The sequence below is a fragment of the Streptomyces sp. SID13726 genome (assembly GCF_010548375.1).
In the GTDB taxonomy this organism is placed as follows: Bacteria; Actinomycetota; Actinomycetes; order Streptomycetales; family Streptomycetaceae; genus Streptomyces.
This window is the reverse complement of record NZ_JAAGLY010000023.1, coordinates 30555-49125: the sequence shown is the minus strand read 5'-3', so window position 1 is coordinate 49125 and position 18571 is coordinate 30555. Positions and strand designations below refer to the sequence as shown.

General features: G+C 69.8%; 17 protein-coding genes. 2 read left to right on the top strand and 15 right to left on the bottom strand.

What is annotated here, in order from left to right; translation table 11 throughout:
- Positions 1-37 precede the first annotated feature (37 nt).
- The 6 genes from G3I78_RS38120 to G3I78_RS38095 all read right to left on the bottom strand — a co-directional run bounded on the left by G3I78_RS38120 (position 38) and on the right by G3I78_RS38095 (position 5787).
- Complete coding sequence (locus G3I78_RS38120) at positions 38-1678, bottom strand: beta-N-acetylhexosaminidase (RefSeq protein ID WP_164433389.1); 1641 nt, start codon at positions 1676-1678, stop codon at positions 38-40.
- A gap of 1 nt (position 1679) precedes the next feature.
- On the bottom strand, positions 1680-2543 hold the full coding sequence (locus G3I78_RS38115; RefSeq protein WP_164433387.1) for a carbohydrate ABC transporter permease: 864 nt from the start codon (positions 2541-2543) through the stop codon (positions 1680-1682).
- A complete protein-coding gene (locus G3I78_RS38110) occupies positions 2540-3430 on the bottom strand; it encodes a sugar ABC transporter permease (RefSeq protein ID WP_164433386.1) in 891 nt (296 codons plus the stop codon). Before G3I78_RS38110 ends, G3I78_RS38115 begins: the two co-directional genes overlap by 4 nt.
- Complete coding sequence (locus tag G3I78_RS38105) at positions 3427-4722, bottom strand: extracellular solute-binding protein (RefSeq protein WP_164433384.1); 1296 nt, start codon at positions 4720-4722, stop codon at positions 3427-3429. The genes G3I78_RS38110 and G3I78_RS38105 overlap by 4 nt, the downstream gene beginning before the upstream one ends.
- 185 nt (positions 4723-4907) lie before the next feature.
- The gene (locus tag G3I78_RS38100) at positions 4908-5186 is read right to left on the bottom strand and encodes a DUF3039 domain-containing protein (RefSeq protein ID WP_057610823.1); all 279 of its coding nucleotides are present in this window, start codon (positions 5184-5186) and stop codon (positions 4908-4910) included.
- 28 nt (positions 5187-5214) lie between these two features.
- The gene (locus G3I78_RS38095; protein ID WP_164433382.1) at positions 5215-5787 is read right to left on the bottom strand and encodes a YqgE/AlgH family protein; all 573 of its coding nucleotides are present in this window, start codon (positions 5785-5787) and stop codon (positions 5215-5217) included.
- A gap of 253 nt (positions 5788-6040) precedes the next feature.
- On the opposite strand from G3I78_RS38095, the gene murA reads away from it, so the two are divergent.
- A complete protein-coding gene (gene murA, locus G3I78_RS38090; RefSeq protein ID WP_164433380.1) occupies positions 6041-7387 on the top strand; it encodes a UDP-N-acetylglucosamine 1-carboxyvinyltransferase in 1347 nt (448 codons plus the stop codon).
- 101 nt (positions 7388-7488) lie between these two features.
- On the opposite strand, the gene G3I78_RS38085 is transcribed toward murA, so the two are convergent.
- The 6 genes from G3I78_RS38085 to G3I78_RS38060 form a co-directional block, all read right to left on the bottom strand.
- Positions 7489-7770 (bottom strand): HU family DNA-binding protein, encoded by a 282-nt coding sequence (locus G3I78_RS38085; RefSeq protein WP_007382399.1) that lies wholly within the window; start codon positions 7768-7770, stop codon positions 7489-7491.
- 328 nt (positions 7771-8098) lie between these two features.
- Entirely contained in the window at positions 8099-9514 is a 1416-nt protein-coding gene (locus G3I78_RS38080; protein WP_164433378.1) for an NAD-dependent malic enzyme, read from the bottom strand.
- Between the two features lie 257 nt (positions 9515-9771).
- On the bottom strand, positions 9772-12198 hold the full coding sequence (locus tag G3I78_RS38075; RefSeq protein ID WP_164433376.1) for a UvrD-helicase domain-containing protein: 2427 nt from the start codon (positions 12196-12198) through the stop codon (positions 9772-9774).
- Positions 12199-12261: 63 nt separating this feature from the next.
- On the bottom strand, positions 12262-13032 hold the full coding sequence (locus G3I78_RS38070) for a zf-HC2 domain-containing protein (RefSeq protein WP_164433374.1): 771 nt from the start codon (positions 13030-13032) through the stop codon (positions 12262-12264).
- A gap of 59 nt (positions 13033-13091) precedes the next feature.
- Entirely contained in the window at positions 13092-13613 is a 522-nt protein-coding gene (locus G3I78_RS38065; protein WP_010039908.1) for a sigma-70 family RNA polymerase sigma factor, read from the bottom strand.
- Positions 13614-13931: 318 nt separating this feature from the next.
- Positions 13932-14516: an ABATE domain-containing protein gene (locus tag G3I78_RS38060; RefSeq protein WP_164433372.1), complete on the bottom strand. Its 585-nt coding sequence runs from the start codon at positions 14514-14516 to the stop codon at positions 13932-13934.
- A 208-nt stretch (positions 14517-14724) separates the two neighbouring features.
- Here G3I78_RS38060 and G3I78_RS38055 point away from each other — a divergent pair, with 208 nt between their 5' ends.
- Entirely contained in the window at positions 14725-15243 is a 519-nt protein-coding gene (locus G3I78_RS38055; RefSeq protein WP_164433370.1) for an anthrone oxygenase family protein, read from the top strand.
- 87 nt (positions 15244-15330) lie between these two features.
- On the opposite strand, the gene G3I78_RS38050 is transcribed toward G3I78_RS38055, so the two are convergent.
- The 3 genes from G3I78_RS38050 to G3I78_RS38040 form a co-directional block, all read right to left on the bottom strand.
- Entirely contained in the window at positions 15331-16485 is a 1155-nt protein-coding gene (locus tag G3I78_RS38050; protein ID WP_164433368.1) for a uroporphyrinogen-III synthase, read from the bottom strand.
- Between the two features lie 99 nt (positions 16486-16584).
- Positions 16585-17967, bottom strand: coding sequence for a nitrate/nitrite transporter (locus tag G3I78_RS38045; protein ID WP_164433366.1), 1383 nt, complete (start codon positions 17965-17967; stop codon positions 16585-16587).
- 174 nt (positions 17968-18141) lie between these two features.
- Positions 18142-18480 carry a hypothetical protein gene (locus tag G3I78_RS38040; protein WP_164433364.1) on the bottom strand — a complete coding sequence of 113 codons (339 nt, stop codon included), beginning with the start codon at positions 18478-18480 and terminating at the stop codon, positions 18142-18144.
- Positions 18481-18571: the final 91 nt, after the last annotated feature.

Sequence of the window (18571 nt, the reverse complement as noted above, 5' to 3'; positions counted from 1 at the left end):
ATTGACACTCTTCGGTGACTCTTGGGGTCTTTTTCCCCTACCTGTTCGGAGGCGCCCCCTCGATGGGCCGGCCGAGCACCCCGGGCCGCCGCTGCCACGGCAACGGGCCCGCGGGCGGCCGGTATCCGACGCCCAGGGCGTCAAGTCGCCGGTAGTGGACGGCCATCCGCTCCTCGAAGCCCGCGAAGTCCCGTTCCGCCGGGGCCGGCAGGGCGCTCCAGGCCACCTCGGCGAAGGCCGCGAGCCGCGGGAACGCCTGGTAGTCCACGCGCGCGTGATCCTCCATCACCTCGGTCCACAGGTTGGCCTGCGTGCCGAGGACGTGCCCGGCCTCGGCCGAAGTCAGCTGCGGTGGAACGGGCTCGAAGCGATACACGTCTTCCAGGGTGCGGACATAGCCGATCGGCACCGGCTCGTCCGCGCCGGCGTCCTGCCGGTGGTCCAGGTACACGTGCTGCTCGGGGCACATCACCACGTCGTGCCCGGAGCGGGCGGCGGCGATCCCGCCCTCGTAACCGCGCCAGGAGGAGACGGCCGCGCCGTCGGCGAGCCCGCCCTCCAGGATCTCGTCCCAGCCGATGAGCCTGCGCCCGCGCGCGGTCAGCCACTTGTCGAAGTGGCCGATGAACCACGACTGGAGCGCGTCCTCGTCGGCGAGCCCGAGTTCCTTGATACGGGCCTGCGCGGTGGGCGACTGCCGCCACTGGTCCTTGAGGCATTCGTCACCCCCGACATGAATGAACTCCGAGGGGAACAGCTCCAGGAGTTCCTCGAACACCCCCTCGTAGAACCTGAGGGTGTTGTCAGTGGGGGCGAGTACGTTTGCGGAGATGCCCCAGCTGTCCCAGACCGAGAGGGAGGTCGTGTCGATGACGTCGGTGTTGCCGAGTTCCGGGTACGCGGAGATGGCCGCCTGCGAGTGTCCCGGTACGTCGATTTCGGGGACGACGGTGATATGCCGCTCGGCGGCGTAGGCGACGATCTCGCGGATGTCGTCCTGGGTGTAGAAGCCCCCGTGCGGCTTCTCCTCCCACAGCGGCGAGGCCCGGTGGCCGAATTTGGTGCGCGCCCGCCATGAGCCCGTCTCGGTGAGCCGGGGGTACCGCTTGATCTCGACCCGCCAGCCCTGGTCGTCCGTCAAGTGGAAGTGGAAGACGTTGAGTTTGTGCGCGGCCATCAGATCGAGGTAGCGCAGGACACCGTCCTTCGGCATGAAGTGCCGGGAGACGTCGAGCATGAGGCCGCGCCAGCGGAAGCGCGGGGCGTCCTCGACCGTGAGGTGCGGCACGGCCCAGGTGCGGCCGGGGTCGAGGGGTGCCTTGCGGTAGGCGTCGGGGCCGAGGAGCTGCCGTAGCGTCTGGGCGCCCCAGAAGACACCGGCCGCGCCACCGCCCTCGACGAGGACGCCGGTCCCGTCGCTGACGAGGCGGTACTCCTCCGGGCCGAGCCCAGGGGCGATCCGCAGCGCGATGCCGTCACCCTCGGTGCCGTCGCCCTGCATGTCGTCGGGTTCGCGGGCCTCGGGCAGCGGCAGCCCGGTCGCCTGCCACAGGACGCCCCGCAGCCAGCGGCCGACGCCCTCCGTGCCGGTCCCCGCGGAGAGCCGGGAGCGTGCCGTCAGCCGCACCTCGCCGGAACCGGCGACGACGCCGCGCGCCGTCGGGATCAGTGAAGTCATGTCAGTCCTTGACCGCTCCGCCCAGCCCCGAGACCAGGCGTCGCTGTACGAGTACGAAGAAGACCAGCACCGGAATCGTCATCACCGTCGACGCGGCCATGACGCCGCCCCAGTCCGGCTCGTCCGGCTTGTAGAAGACCAGCAGGGCCATCGGCAGCGTCGACTGCGAAGTGTCGCTGATGATGAACGACTTGGCGAAGAGGAAATCGTTCCAGGCCGAGATGAAGGAGAACACGCTCGTGGCCACCAGGCCGGGGAAGACGAGCGGGAACAGAATCTGCCACAGGAATCGCGCACGGCTCGCGCCGTCGATGTACGCGGCCTCTTCCAGGGCCTCCGGTACGGCCTTCACGAACCCTCTCAGCATCCAGATCGCGAAGGGCAGCGAGAAGGCGATGTGGGGCAGGATCAGCGACCCCAGCGTGTTCAGCAGACCGAAGTCCCGCATCTGGAAGAACAAGGGGATGGTGAGGGCCTCCACGGGCACCATCTGGGCCACCAGAAACATGATCAGCAGGGTGGTCCGGAAGCGGAACCGGAATCGGGTCACCGCGGTCGCCGCGAGAAACGCGATCAGCGCCGAGACGATCACGACACTGCACGCCACGACAAGGCTGTTGACGAAATACCGACCGAAATCCTGCTGCCCGAACACGCGCCGGAAGGAATCCAGCGAGGGCGCGAGCGTCCAGGGCCGCGGCTCGGTCGACTCGATCTCCCCGGCCGGTTTGAAGGCGCCGAGGACCATCCAGTAGAGGGGGAAGGCGACGACGACCGCGATGAGCAGCGCCGAGGCCTCGGCGGCGGTGCGCCAGGGACGCCGTAGAAGATTCAGCCGCGGAGGACTCTGCCGTACAAGATTCACAGTTCCTCCCCCTGGCGGCGCAGCAGCCGCAGGTACACCAGCGTCACGGCGAGCAGGATCAGCAGCATCACGATGCCGATCGCCGAGCCCAGGCTGTACTGCGAGGAGGCGAAGGCCTGCTGGTAGGCGTAGACGTTCAGGACGAGGTTCTGGCCCGCGATGCCGCCGCCGTTCGTCATGACGTAGATCTGGGTGAAGACCTTGAAGTCCCAGATGACCGACTGGATGGTCACGACGGTCAGGATCGGGCGCAGCATCGGCGCGAGCACCGAGCGCCAGATCCGCCACTGCGAGGCGCCGTCCAGCGCGGCGGCCTCCAGCACCTCGGCGGGCACGGCCCGGATCCCGGCGTAGACCGTGACCATCACGAACGGGAAGGAGCACCAGACCACTTCGAGCAGGACGAGGAAGAACGCGCTGATCCGCCCGTACGTCCAGGAGTGGTCGCCGAGGCCGAGGATCCGGTTGACCGGGCCGAAGTCCGGGTCGAACAGGAACAGCCACACGGTGGACCCGGTGACGGCCGGGGTCGCCCACGCCCCGAGCGCGGCCAGCATGAGCGCCAGCCGCGGCACGGCACGCACGCGCGTGAGCAGCACGGCCAGCGCGCACCCCACGGCGAGCGTCGACACGACACAGGCCGTCGCGAACAGCACGGTGGCCAGCAGCACGTGCCAGAACTCCGGGTCGGAGAACAGCGTCGAGTAGTTCGAGAACCCCTCGAAGGTGGTCGGCTCGCCGCCGCTCACCTGGGCCTGGGTGTACTGGAAGAACGAGATCAGGCCGAGCTGGTAGATGGGGTAGACGAGCAGTCCGCCGAGGACGACGAGGGCGGGGGCGAGATAGAGCCAGGGCGCCCGGGTGGTGCGGTCGGTCACGGACGTCACCCGACGGACCCGAACGCGGCGTCCATCTTCTTCGCCGCTTCCCCGGAGGCCGCGGCCACGCTCTTCTTGCCGCTGATGACCTCCTGGAACATCGTCGGCAGCACCAGCGACGAGTCGATCTGCGCCCACCCGGGCGACGCGGGCACGAACTTGGTCCCGGCGGCCAGCGTCTGCGCGAACGGCTTCACGTACGGCTGCTCCGCGGCGGCCTTGTCCCGGACGTCCCCGAACGTCGGCAGGAAGCCCATCGCGCCGAACATCGACGCCTGCGTCTCCTTCGAGGTGAGCTGCTCCATCAGCTGGACGGCGAGCGTCCGGTGCGAAGTGCTCTTCAGTACGCCGATGTTGTTGCCGCCGGCGAACGCGGGAGCGATCGACCCGGCCGAGACCCCGGGCAGCGGCACCACCGCGTACTCGCCCTTGACCTTCCCTGCCTCCACCGCCGTATGGCTGAAGTCGCCGCCGATCGCCATGCCGGCCTTGCCCGCCGCGAACGCGGTGATGGTGTCGTTGCCGCCCATGCCGGCGCACTTGGCGGCGGGACAGTTGTCGTCGGTGAAGAGCGAGGTGTACTCCTTGATGCCCTTCTGCGCGGCCGCGCCGGAGATCGCCGAGGCGTACGACCCGCCCTTGCCGACGGCGAGTTCGCCGCCGTTGGCCCAGATGAAGGGCATCGCGCCGTAGGTGTAGGCGCCGCCGACGACGAGGCCGTACAACTCAGGCTTGGCGGCGCGGATCTCGCGGGCGGTGGTGGCCAACTCGGCCATCGTCCTCGGGACTTCGAGGCCGAGTTCCTTGAATACGTCGGTGCGGTAGTAGAGGGCGCGGACGCCGACGTAGAAGGGCGAGCCGTACACCTTGCCGTCCACGGTGACCGAGGTCCTCGCCGTGGGGTCGGTGTCCTTCGACTCGTTCCAGTCGGCGAACTCCTTGGTGACGTCGAGGAGTCCGCCGTCCTTCACATAGCCGGCGGTGTCGGTGTTGCCGTACTCCATCACGTCGGGCGCGGAGGACGGGTCGTTGAAGGCGGCCTTGACGCGCTGGGCGCGGGTCTCGACCGGGATGTACTCGACGTCGACCTCGGTGCCCTTGTGGGACTTCTCGAAGGCGGCGACCACGGAGTCGACGACCTTCTCCTTCGGCTTGTTGCCGACCTCCTGGAAGAGCCAGACCCGCAGGGTGCCGGACTTCTCGTCCTTGTCGGAGGAGGAGTTGGAGGAGGTCTGGGGCGCGCAGGCGGTGACGACCAGGCCGGCCAGGAGCAGGGCGGGAAGGCGGGGGGAGAGCTTCATGGAGTGATCCTCCGGGCGTGCGTTGCAGCATATGCAATGACGGTTTCGCTCAACGCAACGGAGGTTATGGGTTGCATGAACACGCCCACAAGAGGTCTCAACCAATCCGTGACACGCGAAAGGCCCCTGGGGCGCACACAGCGCACCCCAGGGGCCTCACGAAGCTCAGTCAGGCAGCGACGGTCCTACTTGTCGCCGCCCTTGTCGTCGTCCCCGGAACCCATGGACTCGTAGATCTCCTTGCACATGGGGCACACCGGGTACTTCTTGGGATCGCGGCCGGGCACCCACACCTTGCCGCACAGCGCCACGACGGGGGTCCCGTCGAGGGCGCTCGCCATGATCTTGTCCTTCTGGACGTAGTGGGCGAAGCGCTCGTGGTCACCGTCACCGTGGGACACCTGCGGCGTCGGCTCTACGAGGGTCCCCGTACCAGTCCCGCGCTCGGGCTCGAGAGTGCTCATGAGGCAAGGGTACTGAAGCTCACATGGATCAGTTGAGCGAAGGGTCGTCCGGGTACGTCGCCACCATCGCCAGTTCGTTGCGCTGGCGGCGCAGCACCTCGCGCCAGAGTCTCTCCGGGGACGGGGAGGAGACGTCGCCGGGTTCCGACTCGACGACGTACCAGGCGCCCTCGACCAGTTCGTCCTCCAGCTGGCCGGGGCCCCAGCCGGCGTAACCGGCGAAGATGCGCAGGCTTCCGAGGGCCGAGGCGAGCAGTTCCGGCGGGGCCTCCAGGTCGACCAGGCCGATCGCCCCGTGCACTCTGCGCCAGCCCAGCGGGGCTCCGTCCACGGCGCCGCCGCCGGGGATGACGGCGACCCCGAGCGCCGAGTCCAGGGAGACCGGGCCGCCCTGGAAGACGACACCCGGTTCGCCGGCGAGGTCGGCCCAGCCCTCCAGGATGTCGCCGACGTCCACCGGGGTGGGGCGGTTGAGAACGACACCGAGGGAGCCCTTCTCGTCGTGGTCGAGAAGGAGCACCACCGCGCGGTCGAAGTTCGGGTCCGCCAGGGCGGGTGTTGCCACGAGCAACCGCCCTGTGAGCGAGGACACCTCGGTCATGCCAGACATGATCCCGCATCTTCCCGCGCGGTGGGGAGGCAATGCCCTTAAGGGAGTGGTTGCAGCTCAGAGCGCAACGATGCGCCGTGAGCGCACGCCAGGCGCCAGTGACCCCATGTGCCCGCCGCCTAGCAGTTCGTGTTGTGACAGAGCTATGACGTGGCTGGGCCGCACTTGGGCTTACAGAAGAGGGGTGGGCGGCGATTACCCTTTCCCTTCTGGCCCCTGCCCGACTCATCGGAACGCGAGATACATGACCGTCAACGGCTCTGACGACGTACTGCTTGTCCACGGCGGAACCCCGCTGGAGGGCGAGATCCGTGTCCGCGGTGCGAAGAACCTCGTACCGAAGGCCATGGTCGCCGCCCTGCTGGGCAGCGAGCCGAGTCGACTGCGCAACGTTCCGGACATCCGTGACGTGCGTGTCGTACGAGGACTGCTCCAGCTGCACGGGGTGACGGTCCGTCCGGGTGAGGAGCCGGGCGAGCTGGTGATGGACCCGACGCACGTCGAGAGCGCGAACGTCGCCGACATCGACGCCCACGCGGGTTCCTCGCGGATCCCGATCCTCCTGTGCGGTCCGCTGCTGCACCGGCTCGGGCACGCCTTCATCCCCGGCCTCGGCGGCTGCGACATCGGCGGCCGGCCCATCGACTTCCACTTCGAGGTGCTGCGGCAGTTCGGCGCGACGATCGAGAAGCGCGCGGACGGGCAGTTCCTGGAGGCGCCGCGGCGGCTTCGCGGTACGAAGATCCGGCTGCCCTACCCGTCGGTGGGCGCGACCGAGCAGGTCCTGCTGACGGCGGTCCTCGCCGAGGGCGTCACCGAGCTCTCCAACGCCGCGGTGGAGCCGGAGATCGAGGACCTGATCTGCGTCCTTCAGAAGATGGGCGCCATCATCGCGATGGACACCGACCGGACCATCCGCGTCACGGGTGTGGACCGGCTCGGCGGCTACAACCACCGTGCCCTGCCGGACCGTCTGGAGGCCGCCTCCTGGGCGTCCGCGGCGCTGGCGACCGAGGGCAACATCTACGTCCGCGGCGCCCAGCAGCGCTCGATGATGACGTTCCTGAACACCTACCGGAAGGTGGGCGGTGCCTTCGAGATCGACGACGAGGGCATCCGCTTCTGGCACCCCGGCGGCCAGTTGAAGTCCATCGCGCTCGAAACCGACGTGCACCCGGGCTTCCAGACGGACTGGCAGCAGCCGCTGGTGGTCGCCCTCACCCAGGCCACCGGCCTGTCGATCATCCACGAGACGGTCTACGAGTCCCGCCTCGGATTCACCTCCGCGCTCAACCAGATGGGTGCGCACATCCAGCTGTACCGCGAGTGCCTGGGCGGCTCGAACTGCCGCTTCGGCCAGCGCAACTTCCTCCACTCGGCGGTCGTCTCCGGCCCCACCCGCCTCCAGGGCGCCGACCTGGTCATCCCCGACCTCCGCGGCGGCTTCTCGTACCTCATCGCGGCGCTGGCGGCCCAGGGCACGTCCCGGGTCCACGGCATCGACCTCATCAACCGCGGCTACGAGAACTTCATGGAGAAGCTCGTGGAGCTGGGGGCGAAGGTGGAGCTGCCGGGCAAGGCGCTCGGATAGCACCCGGTCGTACGTACGACGATGGGGCGGCCCTCGGTGAGAGGAGCCGCCCCATTGGCGTTACTGAGACGTGTACGTCGTCCCGAGACGCACCGTCAGAACTACTTGCCCTTGGCGGCTTCCTTGAGCTTGGAGCCCGCCGAGACCTTGACGCTGTAGCCGGCCGGGATCTGGATCGGGTCGCCGGTCTGCGGGTTGCGCGCGGTGCGAGCGGCACGGTGGGTGCGCTCGAAGGTCAGGAAGCCGGGGATGGTGACCTTCTCGTCACCCTTGGCGACGATCTCGCCGACGGTCTCGGCGAACGCGGCCAGAACGGCGTCGGCGTCCTTGCGGGTCACCTCGGCGCGGTCGGCCAGCGCGGCCACCAGCTCACTGCGGTTCATGTTGTTACTCCCGTGTTCTTCTTGCCGTTGGGGTGTGCCTCGCGGCGGTGCCGCACACGAGGCACAGCGAAGCCGATGCGCTCGCGCCCAGGGACGCATCCTGCCCCTACCTGCTGCGGGAAAGCCAATCCGGCACCCGTAGGACTCGCATGAACACCCTAGGGGGTCACACGAACAGAGGCCTGGGCGTGGCGCCACCCTAGAGGGTGGCGTGAAGCGCCCGGTTCCGCGACGCGCCGGGCCGGAGGACCGCCGTGGCGATCCTCACAGCCGAACAAACATCCGACACCCACTGTAGACGCGGGGTCCGGAGACCGGGACGAGGGCCCTACGCCGTCGCCCCCGCGGCCTTCGCCGCGTCCCGCACCGCACCGGCCACCGCGCCCGCGACCTTGTCGTTGAACACGCTGGGGATGATGTAGTTCGGGTTCAGCTCGTCCTGGGTGACGACGTCCGCGAGAGCCTTCGCGGCCGCGAGCATCATCTCGGTGTTGACCGTACGGGACTGCGCGTCCAGCAGACCGCGGAATACACCCGGGAAGACCAGCACGTTGTTGATCTGGTTGGGGAAGTCGGAGCGGCCGGTGGCCACCACGGCGGCCGTCTGACGGGCGACCGTCGGCTCGACCTCGGGGTCGGGATTCGCGAGCGCGAACACAATCGCACCCTCGGCCATGGCGGCCACGTCGTCGCCGTCCAGGACGTTCGGGGCCGAGACGCCGATGAAGACGTCGGCGCCGCGCACGGCCTCCTTCAGCGTCCCCGTCAGCCCCTCGGGGTTGGTGTTGTCGGCGATCCAGCGCAGCGGCGAGTCGGCGGCTGCGTCCACCAGGTCCTCGCGGCCCGCGTGCACCACGCCGTGGATGTCGGCGACGACGGCGTTCTTCACGCCGGCCGCGAGCAGCAGCTTGAGGATGGCCGTACCGGCCGCGCCGGCGCCGGACATGACGACGCGCACACCGTCAATCTCCTTGCCCACGACGCGAAGTGCGTTCGTGAGCGCGGCGAGGACGACGATCGCGGTGCCGTGCTGGTCGTCGTGGAAGACGGGGATGTCGAGGGCCTCGCGCAGGCGCGCCTCGATCTCGAAGCAGCGCGGCGCGGAGATGTCCTCCAGGTTGATGCCGGCGAACCCGGGGGCGATGGCCTTGACGATCTCGACGATCGCGTCGGTGTCCTGGGTGTCCAGGCACAGCGGCCAGGCGTCGATGCCGGCGAACCGCTTGAAGAGGGCTGCCTTGCCCTCCATGACCGGCAGGGCGGCCTTGGGGCCGATGTTGCCCAGGCCCAGCACGGCCGAGCCGTCCGTCACGACCGCAACGGAGTTGCGCTTGATGGTGAGGCGGCGGGCGTCCTCGGGGTTCTCGGCGATCGCCATGCACACGCGGGCCACGCCCGGGGTGTAGATCATGGAGAGGTCGTCGCGGTTGCGGATGGGGTGCTTGGACGCCATCTCGATCTTGCCGCCGAGGTGCATGAGGAACGTACGGTCGGAGACCTTGCCGAGGGTGACGCCCTCGATCTTGCGGAGCTCCTCGACGATCTCGTCGGCGTGGTTGGTGGAACTGGCCGCGATCGTGACGTCGATCCGGAGCTTCTCGTGACCGGACGCGGTGACGTCGAGGCCGGTCACCGAGCCTCCGGAGGACTCCACGGCGGTGGTGAGCTGCGATACGGCGGTTCCGCTCGCGGGCACCTCCAGCCGGACCGTCATCGAGTAGGAGACGCTGGGCGCCGTTGCCATGGCCGACTTCCTCTGCTTTCACCTGTGGTGCTGATGCCGTCCGATCGTCGCACCTACTGATGAGTAGGCGTTAGCCGCGATGGATTGCGAACGTTTTGTTCACAGTGCAGAGAGGGAAGTGACACCGACCCGCCATGCTCGCCTCGCGGCAAGTGGTCCCTCTGAGGGACGAAGGTTGGGCCCGGGGGCTTGGATCGGGCCGGTGTCACGACAAGGCTAACAAACGGATCCTGCAAGGCCATTCCCGTACCGCTGGTTCAGTCCCGCAACAGGTCCGGTACGCCCGCTCCGTCCGGCTGGTCGCGCTCCCCGGAGACCACGGTGAGCTGCTGCGTCGCCCGGGTCAGGGCGACGTACAGGACCCGCAGGCCGGCCGGTGACTCGTCGGCGATCTCCGCGGGGGAGACGACGACCGTGGCGTCGTACTCCAGGCCCTTGGCCTCCAGGCTGCCGAGCGCCACGACCCGGTCGCCGAGTCCCGCGAGCCAGCGTGCCGCCTCCTCGCGCCGCTGCATGGCGACGACGACGCCGACGGTGCCGTCGACGAGCCCGAGCAGCCGTGCGGCCTCGGCGCGGACGGTCTCCGCCAGGGACCTGCCCACGGCGGTGAAGCGCGGCTCGACACCGGTGGACCGTACGGCCCGCGGGGACTCGGCCCCTGGCATGGCGAGGGCCAGCACCTTGGCGGCGAGGTCGGCGATCTCGGAGGGGTTGCGGTAGTTGACGGTGAGCTGGAAGCGGCGCCTGGGACGGGTGCCGAGGGCCTCGTCGCGGGCCTCGGCGGCCTCGTCAGGGTCGGACCAGGAGGACTGGGCCGGGTCGCCGACGACCGTCCAGGTGGCGTGCCGGCCGCGGCGGCCGACCATGCGCCACTGCATCGGCGTGAGGTCCTGGGCCTCGTCGACGATGACGTGGGCGTACTCGACGCGCTCCTGGGCGAGCCGCTCGGCCCGCTCGCGCTGCGACTCCTCGCGCACCGGCATCAGCTCATCGAGGCCGGTGAGCTGGTCGAGCGGATCGAGGTCGCGTCTCTTCCGCGGGCGGGCCGGGACGCCGAGGATCGCCTGGAGCTCGTCGAGCATGGCGATGTCGTGCACGGAGTGGCCGTCGCGCCGCAGCGAGCGGGCGACCTTGCGGACCTCGCCGGGGTTGAGGATGCGGCGCGCCCAGCGGCCCAGCCGCCGCTCGTCGGCCATGGCGGCGAGGACCGCCTTCGGGGTGAGCTCGGGCCACCAGGCGTCGAGGAACTCGACGAAGCTGTCCTCCGAGACGATGTCCTCGTCGAACGACGACCGCAGCTCGGCGGCCAGCTCCGGATCGGTGTGCCGGCCGCCCGCCCCGGACCGCGCCCACAGCGCGTCCAGCAGCAGCTTGCGGGCCCGGGGCCGCAGCAGGTTGACGGGCGCGGTGCCGCTGAGCGCCGTACGCCGCACCCCTTCCAGCTCGTCCGCCTCCAGCTCCAGCCTCCGCCCGAAGGCGACCACCCGCAGCCGGGTGGGGGGTCCTGCCGACAACTGCGGGGTTACGACGGCCTCGGCCCCGTCCCCGCCCCCGGAACCGGCGTCCCCCTCACCGAAGTCACCGAAGGCGAGTTGCCCGGAGTCGGAGCGCCCGGGGGCCCGCACGGAACCGCCGGTGCCCAGTTCCAGCGCTCCCCTGGCCGCCTTCCGCAGCACCTTCAGCATCCGGTACGAGCCCTTGGAGCGGGCGACCGACGGGGAGTCGTAGAGGGTGGCCTCGACGCCGTCGACCAGGGAGCCGATCGCGCGGATGGCGACCTGGCCCTCCTCGCCGAGGGACGGCAGGACGCCCTCGGTGTACGCGACCAGCAGCGGGGTCGGCGAGACGATGAGGATGCCGCCCGCGTACCGGCGGCGGTCCTGGTAGAGGAGATACGCGGCCCGGTGCAGGGCGACGGCGGTCTTGCCGGTGCCGGGGCCGCCCTCGACGTAGGTCACGGAGGCGGCGGGGGCCCGGATGACCAGGTCCTGCTCGGCCTGGATGGAGGAGACGATGTCCCGCATGGTGTGGCTGCGGGCCTGGCCGAGCGCGGCCATGAGGGCGCCGTCGCCGATGACGGCCAGCTCGTGGCCGTCGAGGAGGGCCTTGAGCTCGGGGCGCATGAGGTCGTCCTCGACACCCAGGACGCGCCGCCCCTTGGAGCGGATGACCCGGCGCCGTACGACACGCCCGGGATCCACCGGAGTGGACCTGTAGAAGGGGGCCGCGGCCGGGGCCCGCCAGTCGATGACCAGCGGGGCGTACTCGGCGTCCAGGACCCCGATCCGGCCGATGTGCAGGGTCTCCGCGATGTCCGCGGTGTTGTCGTCGCGGACCGCGCCCTCGGCGGGTTCCACGGCGGTGTAGGCGCCGTCGGGGCCCTTCTTGCCGTCCTTGCCGAGGAGCAGGTCGATACGGCCGAACAGGAAGTCCTCGAACTCGTTGTTGAGCCGGTTGAGGTGGACGCCGGCCCGGAAGACCTGGGCGTCCCGTTCGGCGAGTGCGCCGGGCGTGCCGACCTGGCCGCGCTTGGCCGCGTCGTTCATCAGGAACTCCGCCTCGTGGATCTTCTCCTCGAGGCGGCGGTACACCTGGTCCAGATGTTCCTGTTCGACGCTGATCTCACGGTCCCGAACCGAGTCCTGAACCGAGCCGACCGCAGATGGTTGAGCCTGAGCGGCCACCGGGCCCCCTTCTGACGTGCTGGGCAGCCGTCAACCGTACGCGAAGGGGGGCCCGGCGGGAAGTTACGCGGCGACCTGGACGAGCTTCTTGCCGTCGGAGGTGACGACCTCGAAGTGGTCGATGTCGTTCAGCGTCGGTGCGACCGCGCCGCCGATGTAGAGCGGCTGCTTGGACTCCGGGGTCTTGCCGTCCGCGAGGCCGTAGCCCCACTTGCCGACGGACCAGGTGGAGGCCGTCCAGCGCTCGCCGTTGCTGGAGACGGCGATCAGGGAGCACTTGAGCGGTCCCTTGACGCCCTTGAGCTCCAGGCCGAGGGAGGTGCCCCAGTCCTTCTCCTGCATGGCGACGGTCGCGCTGACACCGGTGGAGGAGTCGGTCGCGGAGACCTTGTCGGGCATGGATTCGAAGAGGTCCTTGGCGGTACCCGCGAGGACCTGGCCCTGCTTGGCCCCGCCGCCCGAGTCGTCGCCGCCGCTCGCCGCCATCGCGACGAAGGGGCCGCCGATGATCAGCGCGGCCGCGGCCGCGACCATGTAGAAGCTGCGGCGCCGCTTCTGGGCCCGGCGCTCCGCGACCTCGTCCACGAGCTTGTTCACGATCCGCGGGCTGGGCTTGGCGGAGAGCGACTCCCCGATCGCGGGTGTGCCGGCTCCCGGCAGGTCCGCGAGGGCGGCGAGCATGGGCTCCATGCCGGCGAGTTCGTCGAGCTGCTGGGCGCACCATTCACAGGTCGCGAGATGGGCCTCGAAGGCGGTCGCCTCGGCGTCGTCGAGGATCCCGAGAGCGTAGGCGCCGACGGTCTCGTGCTCGTTCGGCACCGGAGATCCCATCATGGAACCAGACATACCCGAACCACCTGTGCCGAATCCCTGGTTACCCCCGTACACACTCATCACGCCGTCACCCCCCGCTCCTCCAGTGCGAGCTTCATCGACCGCAGGGCGTAGAACACCCGCGAGCGGACGGTGCCACTGGGAATGCCCAGCGTCTCGGCCGCCTCATTGACGGTACGCCCCTTGAAGTACGTCTCGACGAGCACCTCCCGGTGGGCGGGGGTCAGGTCGTCGAGCGCGTCCGACAGCGTCATCAACCACAGCGCCTTGTCGATCTCGTCCTCCGCGGGGATGACCTCCAGCGGCGACGGGTCTACCTCCTGCGGCCGGGCCTGCCGGCTGCGGTGACCGTCGATGACGATGCGCCGGGCGACCGTCACCAGCCAGGGGCGTACCGATCCGGTCGCTCGATTGAGCTGTCCGGCGTTCTTCCAGGCACGGATGAGCGTCTCCTGCACCACGTCCTCGGCTCTCTGGCGGTCGCCCGCGACCAACCGGAGGACATACGCAAGGAGAGGCCCGGCGTGCTCCCTGTAAAGGGCACGCATCAGCTCCTCATCTGGTTCCGAGGGCTGGGACATGCGATGTCGGGCCCTCGATCCACGTTCATTGGCCACGACGGAATCCTTGCGCACGCCCACCTCCGATGTCCCGGGTTCCCCCAGTCGGTCGCTCGACTACGGGTACGGAAGCGGGGAGTTGGATGTTCAAAGTGCGACGACAGTTTTCTTCTGAGTGACGTGACGAGACAGGACATGCGCGCACATTCCCGCCGCGTGATCTTTACATTTCCGCCACATAGGCAAGATCACGACTACGCCCCGTGAGGTTGAGCCGGTAAACGATATGTAATCGAAATCACTTCGACAGCCGCTCCACAGAAGGGACATAACGACCGGTCAGGCGCGCGAGAGGGCCGCGCGCCGCCGGTGCCGGGCCACTCTTTCGCGGTTCCCGCAGATCTCACTGGAGCACCAGCGCCTCCTCCGTCCCCGTGATGTATCGAGGTACACGATGGGGCAGTTGTCCCCTTCGCACTCCCTGATCGCCGCCCGCGCGACGGGGTCCGTGAGCAGTTCCACGGCGTCCCTGGCGACCGCCCCGAGCAGGGCCGCGCAGTCCGGCGGACCGGCCAACTCCCGCACCAGCACCCCGTCCTCGTCCCTCGCCGCGCGCGGGGCCGGGGGCGCGGTACGGGCCACGTCGTTGACGTGGGCGAGCGCGAGGTCGTAGCCGTGTCCCGGGGCGCCTCGCACCAACTGACCGATCCTGCCCCGCAGTTCACGGAAGCCGACGAGCCAGGAGGGGTCCGCGCGCGTCAGGTCGGTCCCGTCGGGCACCAGACCCGAACCGACGATCCAGGCGCACAGCACCTCCGTCGAGTCGAGGCGTTCCCCGGGGTGGGTGGTCGCGAGGAGGTCGAGACAGATCCGTCCGGCGTCGAACCGCAGCTCGTACGCGACCGTGGCCGTACCCAGTGCCATGTGCCTGTCACCGCCTAGGGGTGCCCCGGTCGAAAGGGGTCGGTGGGGTGCTTCGGGCTGTGCGGGGCTGTTTCGGGGCTCCCTCTTACAGTGCCTTCCCGCCCGCGCCGCCGGAACCCCTCGTACCGGGGCGGGCCTGGACGCCCGCGTATGCGGCCGCGCGTCTCGACGATGTCCGGCGGCCCGCGGCCCGCCTTCACTGGGAGGCATGACACAGACCAGCAGGAGCAGCCGACTCGTCCTGGGCGCGGCCACGGTCGCCACCGGCCTGATCGCCGGGGCCTTCTACATCTTCGCGTGCGCCGTGATGCCGGCCCTGGCCCGCAGCGACGACCGCGTCTACGTCGAGGTGATGCGCGACATCAACGACGTCATCCAGAACCCGGTGTTCTTCCTGACCTTCCTGGGCGCCCCGCTGCTCACGGTGGTGGCGGCCTGGCAGGCCCGGGGCCGGGACCACCGTCGCTGGGTCTGGGCGGCCCTGGCGACCTCGCTCCTGGCCCTCCTCGTCACCGTCGTCCTCAACATCCCCCTCAACGACGGAATCATGGAGAACGGCGACTACGGCGCCCTGCGCGAGGAGTTCGAGGACCCGTGGGTGGCGTGGAACGTGGTGCGGGCGGTGCTGCTGACGGTGACGACGGGGCTGCTGGTGGTGGCCACGGGGAGCCGCGCGGGGCGGGCCGAGCGGGCGGGCAGGGTTGAGGGGGCCGACCGGGCCGGCTGACCGGGCGTCGGCGTATCGGGTGCCCGCGTACTCCCGCGTACTGGGCGTCGGCTTACCGGGCGCCCGCGTTGCTAGGCGTCCGCATTGCTAGGCGTCCGCGTACTTCGCGTCCGCCGCCGGGTCCAGGGCCAGCCGGTAGCCCCGCTTCACCACCGTCTGGATCAGCTTCGGCGACCCCAGGGCCGTACGCAGCCGGGCCATCGCGGTCTCCACGGCGTGCTCGTCGCGCCCGGCGCCCGGCAGCGCCCGCAGCAGCTCGGCCCGGGACACCACCCAGCCCGGCCGCCGGGACAGGGCCCGCAGCAACGACATCCCCGCGGGCGGCACAGGGCGCAGCTCCCCGTCGACCAGGACGGCGTGGCCCCGGATCTCCACCCGGTGCCCGGCGACGGGCAGCGCGCGCGCCCGGCCCGGCAGTTCCTGGCACAGCAGCTGCACCAGCGGGCCGAGCCGGAACCGCTCGGGCTGGACCGTGTCCACGCCCCGCGCCTGCAAGGGCAGCGCGGTCACCGGGCCGACGCAGGCCGGCAGCACGTCGTGGTTGAGCGCCTCCAGCAGTTCGGGCAGCAGACCGCGGTCCTCGGCCCGCGAGAGCAGCGACGCGGCGGCGGGCGCACTGGTGAAGGTCACCGCGTCCAGTCCCCGGGAGACCGACGCGTCGAGCAGCCGGTCCAGGGGTGCGATGTCCTCCGGCGGCATCCACCGGTACACCGGCACCCCCACGACCTCCGCTCCCCCGGCCCGCAGTGCCTCCACGAACCCCGGCAGCGGCTCACCGTGCAGCTGGATGGCGACCCGGCGCCCCTCGACGCCCTCCTCCAGGAGCCGGTCCAGCACCTCGGCCATGGACTCGGACGACGGCGACCACTCCTCCGTCAGCCCGGCGGCCCGGATGGCGCCCTTCACCTTGGGCCCGCGCGCGAGCAGCTCGACCCCGCGCAGCCGGTCCAGGAGCGGTTCCCCGAGCCCCCAGCCCTCGGCGGCCTCGACCCACCCGCGGAAACCGATCGCCGTGGTCGCCACCACCACGTCGGGCGCCTGGTCGATCAGGTCCTTCGTCGCCGTCAGCAGTTCGCTGTCGTCGGCGAGCGGCACGATCCTCAGGGCGGGCGCGTGCAGTACGGCGGCCCCGCGGCGCTGGAGCAACGCACCGAGTTCGTCCGCCCGGCGCGCGGCCGTGACTCCCACGGTGAACCCCGCGAGGGGGCCGTGCTGCTCTGCTGCCTGCTGTTGCTCGTACATGGCTCTCGTCCCGCACTCGAGTCGTCTGACCTACATGCCGAGCGAGCCTGTCAACGGCTCGTGACAGGCTCGGTTCGGCTTCATGTCGCCGGTGTTACGTCACACCTCGGCGTAGCTGAGCTGCGGCTTCGTCTCGGCGGTCGCGGTGGCCGGCCCCTGGGTGGCCGTACGACGAAGGTATACGGCCCAGGTGACCGCGAAGCAGAGGCCGTAGTAGGCGAGGAAGGTGACGAAGGCGCCGGTGCCGGAGCCGTTGGTGAGGAAGGACTGGCGGAAGGCGAGGTTGATGCCGACGCCGCCGAGCGCGCCGACCGCGCCGATGAGCCCCATGGAGGCACCGGAGAGGCGTCGGCCGTAAGCGGCGGCCGCCTCGCCCTCCAGCCCCTTGGCCTGGGCCTTGGCCTGGAAGATGCCGGGGATCATCTTGAACGTCGAGCCGTTGCCGAGTCCGCTGAGGACGAAGAGGACCACGAAGACGGTGACGAAGAGCGGGAGCGACTTCTCCATGCTGGCGACGATCAGGACACCGGTGGCGGCGGCCATGCCGACGTAGTTGTAGAGGGTGATCCGCGCGCCGCCGTACTTGTCGGCGAGCCAGCCGCCGAGGGGACGGATCAGCGAACCGAGCAGCGGGCCGATGAAGGTGAGGTACGCGGCCTGGAGCGGCGTACGCCCGAACTGGACCTGGAGGACCTGACCGAAGGCGAAGGCGTATCCGATGAACGACCCGAACGTCCCGATGTAGAGGAACGACATGATCCAGGTGTGGGCGTCCTTCGCGGCGTCCTTGGCGGCGCCGGTGTCGTTCTTCACGGACGCGAGGTTGTCCATGTAGAGGGCGGCGAGGACGGCGGCGGCGAGGATGAGGGGGATGTAGATCCCGAGCAGCACCCGCGGCCCACCACTGGCCCCGATGACCGCGAGCGCGATCAGCTGGATGACGGGCACGCCGATGTTGCCGCCGCCGGCGTTCAGTCCGAGGGCCCACCCCTTCTTCTTCAGCGGGAAGAAGGCGTTGATGTTGGTCATGGAGGAGGCGAAGTTGCCGCCGCCGATGCCGGCCAGCAGGCCGATCCAGAGGAAGGTGTCGAAGGACGTCCCCGGCTTCACCACGGCGAAGGCCGCGACGGTCGGCACGAGCAGCAGGCCGGCCGAGATGATCGTCCAGTTCCGCCCGCCGAAGATCGCGACGGCGAAGGTGTACGGCACCCGTACGACCGCGCCGACCAGGGTCACCATCGAGGTCAGCAGGAACTTGTCGGCCGGGGTGAGCCCGTACTCCGGGCCCATGAAGAGGACCAGCACGGACCACATGGTCCAGATCGAGAACCCGATGTGCTCGGACAGCACGGAGAAGAGAAGATTCCGCCGGGCGACCTTCTCCCCGGTCTCCTTCCAGAAGGTCTCGTCCTCGGGATCCCACTGCTCGATCCAGCGGCCGCCCCTGCTCTGGGGTGCGGGGGCAGTGCTAGGGGCTGTCATGACGCCTCCACGGTGCGACGGGGCTCAGGTCCTGCTACGACTGGCTGATCCCGAAGGTAGGGAGAGCGCGTTTCCTGCCTGTGGCACCGGGTGACCGCGAAGGAACTTTGCTCTCACCCCCGCGGCCGGTGTGGTGAGAGGTCGTGGGTGCCTTTTGTTACGAAACCCTCCGCGTCAGCGTTCAGCGCCCTGGGAGTCGTCGTACTCCTCGTCGTACTCCTCAAGGATCCGCAACCCGAGATCGGACTCCCAGTCCAGCGCCCATCGCCGCAGCCCGGCGATGTCCTCGGGGGCGAGCCCGTGCGCGGCGAACTCCTCGTCGCCGACCCACACGACGCTTTCCAATCGGTCGCGGAGGTCGAGGAGATCGACGTCCCCCAGTTGCTCCAGCTCGATCACGGAGTAGTACGGACAGGCGGCGTGGACGTCGATGACGTCCTGGGGCAGGCCGCGGTCGACGAGGGCGCGCACCGTCGCCCCGGGGTCGGCCGCGGGACGCGCGTCGGCCGTCATGGGCGCAGGGTATCCAGGCGTGAACGGACGACATGAGCGAGGGCCGGGCGCCTGCTCCTTCGGACAGCCGTCCCGTGACCCACCCCGCCGC